This is a genomic window from Streptococcus sp. 263_SSPC, assembly GCF_001071995.1.
GTDB lineage: Bacteria > Bacillota > Bacilli > Lactobacillales > Aerococcaceae > Granulicatella.
In genome coordinates this window covers 103,793-110,112 of the sequence record NZ_JVNU01000059.1, presented here as the reverse complement: position 1 = coordinate 110,112, position 6,320 = coordinate 103,793, and the positions used below count along the sequence as shown (strand labels likewise).

Genomic DNA, 6,320 nt, shown 5'->3' with positions numbered 1-6,320 from the left:
AAAACCGATGGAAAAGTGCTATACAGACATTACAGAGTTTTCTATTCCAACAAGTAATCAAAAACTATATTTATCACCAATTTTAGATGGTTATAACAGCGAGATTATAGCGTATACTCTATCGTCTTCGCCAAATTTAAAACAAGTAAAGGATATGTTAGAACAAGCTTTTAGAGAAGAAGAATACAAGAATACTATTCTCCACAGTGATCAGGGGTGGCAATACCAGCATGAGTTTTATCATAGTTTTTTAGAAGATAAGGGCATTCAGCCATCTATGTCTCGCAAGGGTAATAGTACTGACAATGGCATGATGGAATCTTTCTTTGGCATTCTTAAATCAGAAATGTTTTATGGCTATGAGCAGACATTTAAGTCTATAAAGGAACTTGAGGGGGCAATCGTCGACTATATTGATTATTACAACAACAAACGAATCAAAGTAAAATTAAAAGGACTTAGTCCTGTACAATACAGAACTAAATCCTTTGCTTAAATTAATTGTCTAACTTTTTGGGGTCAGTACATTTTGTTACACGGGTCTTTTCGTTTATGCATTTTTTGAACGTTGACGCTCAGCCGCTGTTTCGATAATACGATCAGCTAAATGTTGGTTTCTCACTAAGATAGGGCCATGGAAGTATGAGCAGAATACATTTTTATAATGACATCCTTCGACATGATCTTCTTCGTTATTTCCATATCCTTTAACGACTTTTCCAAGTGGTTTCATGTTTTTACCCAGATACGTTCTACCAATATGGTTTTCGTATCCTAAATACGTTTCACCAAATTCTTCATTGACGATTTCAACATCACCGATTAAACGATTTGGGAATTGTCCGTTTGTACATACGTCAATGGCGCTAATACCGTTGAGACGTTCGCCGCTTGCATTCACGTAGTAGCGACCAAGTAATTGGAAGCCCCCACAAATCGCAACGACAACACCATTATCTTCGATATATTGGATAAGGGCATCTTTTTTCTTTTGAAGGTCTTTTGCAACGACTGTTTGCTCGTAGTCTTGACCACCGCCAAACATTACGATATCAAAGTCGTCTGGGTTAAAATCTTCTTCTAAACTAATTAAAGTTGTTTCTACTTCGTACCCTAATTTTTTCGCACGGTGTTGCAACATGAGTAAGTTCCCATTATCACCATACGTATTCATTAAGTTTCCATATAAATGACAGATTCTTAATTTCATCCGTTCATCCCTTCCTTAAGGTATCCTTCTTTAGCAAAGTCTTTACGTAAGTCGAGTAGAGCAGTATAAGTTGCTAGTACATTGACTTTATTCGTTGGAGCTTTGCGAATCCAATCGATTAATTCCGCATTTGTTTTAAAGACTTTGATATTTTCAAAACCGGCAACTTCCATACGAACGCCGAGGTCTTCAACACGGATACCACTAATGGCTGTATCGACAGCGTTCAAGGCATGTAGTCCTTCAAAATCGCCATCCCAAATCCAGCTGACATCTTGACCATCGGCAGGGTTATCGTTTAAGAGAACCCCTAAACTAAATGGTTCTTTTTCGTAGCTTAAGAGTTGAACGATTTGGTTAAATCCAACAGGGTTTTTGATTAAGTTTAACATCACGTCTTTATCTTCAACGGTGAATGTTTCTTGACGACCAAATACGCGTTGAGCTTTAGAGAAACCTTCTTGGATTTCTTCAGTAGAGAGGCCAAAGAATTTTGCTGCAGAGTAGGCTGCTAACGCATTGTAAATATTGTAAAGTCCAGCAATTGGAATTGAGAATGTTGTACCGTCAATGTCAAATGAAGAACCTGTTAAAGATAATTCATTTAATGCAGTGACTGCATATTTCAATTCAGGACGTTTGAAGTCGCATTTTGGACAATAGTATTTACCAAGGTTGCTGTAAGTAATGCTCTTATAATGCAAGATTGATTGGCAATGTGGGCAAAGAACACCATCAGTATTGTAGTGCGCCATCATTTCGCTATCTTCAGTATGGTTGAATCCGAAATACTCACGTGGATTTGGAGTATCAACACTATTAAAAATAGGAGCGTCGCCATTTGCTAAAATTGTAGCACTTGGTGCAAAAGCAGCACCTTCCAGCATTAATTGGTATGTTGTATAAATTTCACCAAAACGATCCATTTGATCACGGAAAATATTCGTGAATACAAAAAGTTTTGGTTCGATATATGGAGTAATGTGACGAATCGTTGCTTCATCCACTTCAAGAACGGCAATATTCTTTTCGCCAGCTTTTGCAGAGTGATTTAAAAACGTCGAAACAATCCCTTGAGTTAAGTTAGCTCCAGTAGGGTTTGTTAAAATGTTTGGATATTTTTGTTTTAATAATTGAACGATGAGGGAAGTCGTTAATGTTTTCCCATTTGTTCCGCTGACGATAATAACATCGTAGTTTTCAGCTAATGATTTTAAAATGTTTGGATCGATAGCATGTGCCACTTTCCCTGGCATGCTACTACCGCCTTTTGTAAAAGTCTTCAGAGCCCAGCGAGTAAATCTACCAGCTCCTAATGCAACTTGTGTTCTAAGATTCAATTTAGACGATCCTTTCCGTTAATATACTCCACTATTGTAGCATATTTTCATGAAAAGTGGTTTATAAAAACGTTTTTAAAATTTTATTAAAATAGTTTGTGAAAAATACCTTAAAATAACGGTTTTTCTTTGCACAAAGGTACCCGTTTATCGTAAGATATTAAAGGTATAGTTTAGCAATTTGGAGGGATAATTGTGGCACAATTGTTTTTTAAATATGGTGCAATGAATAGTGGTAAATCAATCGAAATTTTAAAGGTTGCACATAATTATGAAGAACAAGACAAACCGGTTTTATTATTTACGAGTGCAATTGATGATCGTGATCAAGTAGGGTATGTATCGAGTCGTATTGGTGTTAGACGAGAAGCTATTCCAATCTTTGATGATACTCCAATTTACGAAATCGTCGAAGGGCAAGCGGTGAAACCTTATTGTATTTTGATTGATGAATCTCAATTCTTATCAAAACAACACATTCTTGAACTCGCTCGAATTGTTGATGAATTAAATATTCCAGTAATGGCATTTGGATTGAAGAATGATTTCCAAAACGAATTATTCGAAGGCTCTAAATACTTATTACTCTATGCTGATAAAATCGAAGAAATTAAAACGATTTGTTGGTATTGTCATAAAAAAGCAAGTATGAATATGCGCGTAGTCGATGGTGTCCCAGTGTATACGGGAGAACAAATTCAAATTGGAGGCAATGATGCCTATTATCCAGTTTGCCGTTATCACTATAACCATCCTGGTGAAGAACGCTTATAAGAGAAGATAAAGGAGAAAAGTATGTTCGATCAATTAGATAGTTTTATTATTCGCTATGATGAACTTTCGGAGTTACTAAGTGACCCAGAAGTTATTGGCGATACAAAACGCTTCATGGAATTAACAAAAGAAGAAGCAAACTTACGACCAAAAGTAGAGACGTTCAAACGTTATCAACAAGTGGTAGAAGAAATTAGCGACACAGAGGAAATGCTTGGTGAAAGCTTAGATGCTGAAATGGCAGAAATGGCAAAAGAAGAATTAAGCTCCCTCAAAAAAGAAAAAGTAGAATTAGAAGATAAAATCAAATTCTTACTATTACCAGAAGATCCAAATGATGGCAAAAACATCATCATGGAAATCCGCGGGGCTGCAGGTGGAGATGAAGCGGCATTATTCGCTGGAGACTTACTAACAATGTATCAAAAATACGCAGAGTCACAAGGCTGGCGTGTAGAAGTGATGGATGCCAACGTAACAGGTATCGGTGGTTACAAAGAAGTTATTTTAATGATTACAGGGGATAATGTATTCTCTAAATTAAAATATGAATCTGGTGCGCACCGTGTACAACGTGTTCCATCAACTGAATCTCAAGGACGTGTGCATACTTCAACAGCTACAGTCGTAGTAATGCCTGAAGCCGAAGAAGTAGAAATTGAATTAGAAGATAAAGATATTCGTGTGGATATTTACCATGCATCAGGTGCCGGTGGACAGCACGTTAACAAGACTGCATCTGCCGTACGTTTAACTCACTTGCCAACAGGAATTGTTGTTGCTATGCAAGATGAACGTTCACAATTGAAAAACCGTGAGAAAGCGATGAAAGTATTGCGTGCGCGTGTATACGACAAGATTTCTCAAGAAGCGCAATCTGAATATGATGCAAACCGTAAGTCTGCAGTAGGTACAGGGGACCGTTCTGAACGTATTCGTACGTACAACTTCCCACAAAACCGTGTTACAGACCACCGTATTGGTTTAACACTTCAAAAGTTAGATCAAGTGTTAGCTGGAAAAATTGATGAAATTGTCGATGCTTTAATTCTTTATGATCACACAGAAAAATTGGAGCAATTAAATAATGGAAACAACTAATCCAACAAACCAAGAAGTCCTCGTTAGGGCTTCTTGGTTTTTAGAAGAAAAACAACCTAAATTAGGAAGCGAAGAATGCCAACATCTTGTAAGAGAATTAATGCTATTCAAGAATCAATGGACTCTGTCGCAATTTTTGTTAAATTTACGACAAGAGGCTACAGTGACTTTTGAAGACTTAGAACCTGAGTTACTACGCTTAAGTGAGTTTGAACCCTTGCAGCAAATTACAGGAGTTGCAGAATTTCTAGGGGAAGAATTTATGGTCACAAAGGACACTTTAATTCCTCGCCCAGAAACAGAAGAGTTAGTTTTAAAAGTACAGTCATTTCTTGAACAGTGCCCTGTTGGAAACGTACTAGAAATTGGCGTCGGAACAGGATGCATTATTTTAAGTTTGGAGAGACTAGTAGGCCGACATCAATATATGGGGTGCGATATTTCAGAAGAAGCACTCGTTGTCGCTCAAAAGAATCGAGAGAAGTTTAATCTTCAAATTGAATTGATTTATAGCGATGTGTACAGCAACGTACCACATGAAAAGTTTGAGTGTATTATTAGTAATCCACCGTATATTGCATTTTCAGAAGAAGCATTAATGGATGAATCGGTGCGACTTTATGAGCCAACTCAGGCATTGTTTGCAGAAAATGAGGGACTTGCGATTTACGAAAAGATTGCTAACCGATTAGAAGAGTTTTTAACAGACAGTGGACAAGCTTTTTTTGAAATTGGATTTAACCAAGGGTCTAGCGTGCAACGAATTTTTAGTTCAGCTTGTCCAAATCGAAAAGTAACGATTCATAAAGATATTGCAGGTATGGACCGAATGATTATTGTGAGTGGAAAGGAGGCGCAGTAATGGAAACACAAATTTTTACAAAAGAGAACTTAGATATTGCAGCTAAAGCTTTGCAACAAGGAGAAATTGTTTCTTTCCCAACGGAAACGGTGTATGGATTAGGAGCAATCGCAACAAGCCAAGAAGCGGTGTTAAAAGTCTTTGAAGCCAAAGGACGTCCAAGTGATAATCCACTGATTGTTCATATTAGTGACATCCAGCAGATGATTTCTACTGTAGAAGAAGTTCCTGAAATTGCGCTGACCTTAGCGAAGGCTTTTTGGCCAGGACCACTGACGATGATTCTAAAGGCAAAACCAGGAATTTATGCTCCAGCCTTATCCGCTGGACTGCCAACGGTGTCATTTCGTATGCCAAATCATCCATTAACACTAGAGTTAATCTCAAAAGTGGGAATTCCTCTTGTGGGACCGAGTGCGAACCTTTCGACGAAGCCAAGTCCAACGAAAGTAGAACATGTATTTGAAGATATGAATGGTCGTATTCGAGGAATCGTTGACGGTGGTTCATCTACTGTTGGTGTAGAGTCGACGGTGATTGATTTAACCAATGATGAAGGCCCAGTGATTTTAAGACCGGGTGTCATTACAAAAGAACAAATTGAAGCGGTCATTGGGCCTATTCAATCTACAGTCAAAACGACAGCAGGAGAGCGAGAAGTACCCAAATCTCCTGGTATGAAATATCGTCATTACGCACCAAAAACACCAGTGTTTGTTGTTGACGGAACGGTTGAAGCTTTTGAAGAGACTATCCATAAATACAAAGTACAAGGAAAAACAGTGGGTGTGATGGCTCAAAACGCTATTGTAGATGCCTTTGAGAATAAAGTTGAAGGTACTTACAAGATGGGGACGAGCGTGGACGATATGAACCGTGCGTTATTTGATGCACTGCGTACATTAGACCACTTAAAATTAGATGTTATTTTAGCTGAGTCTGCTCCAGAAGTAGGAGTAGGAATCGCTTATATGAACCGTTTGAAAAAGGCGGCATCCACCGCACTTTAAGAGAACTCATAGCTTTTCTACAA

General features: G+C 38.0%; 7 protein-coding genes. 5 read left to right on the top strand and 2 right to left on the bottom strand.

Features of this window, described 5'->3' with window-relative positions:
• The coding region (locus ADH02_RS09010; protein WP_048781588.1) for an IS3 family transposase at positions 1 to 496 on the top strand (496 nt) is incomplete at its 5' end.
• Positions 497 to 550: 54 nt separating this feature from the next.
• Here the strand turns inward: ADH02_RS09010 and ADH02_RS09005 are convergent.
• Together ADH02_RS09005 and ADH02_RS09000 are read right to left on the bottom strand one after the other, a co-directional pair.
• Positions 551 to 1,210: a type 1 glutamine amidotransferase gene (locus tag ADH02_RS09005; RefSeq protein WP_048784325.1), complete on the bottom strand. Its 660-nt coding sequence runs from the start codon at positions 1,208 to 1,210 to the stop codon at positions 551 to 553.
• Entirely contained in the window at positions 1,207 to 2,550 is a 1,344-nt protein-coding gene (locus tag ADH02_RS09000; RefSeq protein WP_048784323.1) for a Mur ligase family protein, read from the bottom strand. The genes ADH02_RS09005 and ADH02_RS09000 overlap by 4 nt, the downstream gene beginning before the upstream one ends.
• 195 nt (positions 2,551 to 2,745) lie before the next feature.
• On the opposite strand from ADH02_RS09000, the gene ADH02_RS08995 reads away from it, so the two are divergent.
• Genes ADH02_RS08995 through ADH02_RS08980 form a run of 4 tightly spaced genes read left to right on the top strand, consistent with a single transcriptional unit; the run spans position 2,746 to position 6,297 of the window.
• Positions 2,746 to 3,324 (top strand): thymidine kinase, encoded by a 579-nt coding sequence (locus ADH02_RS08995; RefSeq protein WP_048711092.1) that lies wholly within the window; start codon positions 2,746 to 2,748, stop codon positions 3,322 to 3,324.
• Between the two features lie 21 nt (positions 3,325 to 3,345).
• Positions 3,346 to 4,425, top strand: a complete 1,080-nt coding sequence (gene prfA, locus ADH02_RS08990) for a peptide chain release factor 1 (protein ID WP_005604871.1) — start codon at positions 3,346 to 3,348, stop codon at positions 4,423 to 4,425.
• Positions 4,412 to 5,287 (top strand): peptide chain release factor N(5)-glutamine methyltransferase, encoded by an 876-nt coding sequence (gene prmC, locus ADH02_RS08985; RefSeq protein ID WP_048784319.1) that lies wholly within the window; start codon positions 4,412 to 4,414, stop codon positions 5,285 to 5,287. The genes prfA and prmC overlap by 14 nt, the downstream gene beginning before the upstream one ends.
• The gene (locus ADH02_RS08980) at positions 5,287 to 6,297 is read left to right on the top strand and encodes an L-threonylcarbamoyladenylate synthase (protein ID WP_048784316.1); all 1,011 of its coding nucleotides are present in this window, start codon (positions 5,287 to 5,289) and stop codon (positions 6,295 to 6,297) included. The genes prmC and ADH02_RS08980 overlap by 1 nt, the downstream gene beginning before the upstream one ends.
• Positions 6,298 to 6,320: the final 23 nt, after the last annotated feature.

Coding starts and splice junctions, on each gene's coding strand:
- ADH02_RS09005 (WP_048784325.1), bottom strand. CDS start 1,210: ATGAAATTAAGAATCTGTCATTTATATGGAAACTTAATGAATACGTAT.
- prfA (WP_005604871.1), top strand. CDS start 3,346: ATGTTCGATCAATTAGATAGTTTTATTATTCGCTATGATGAACTTTCG.
- prmC (WP_048784319.1), top strand. CDS start 4,412: ATGGAAACAACTAATCCAACAAACCAAGAAGTCCTCGTTAGGGCTTCT.
- ADH02_RS08980 (WP_048784316.1), top strand. CDS start 5,287: ATGGAAACACAAATTTTTACAAAAGAGAACTTAGATATTGCAGCTAAA.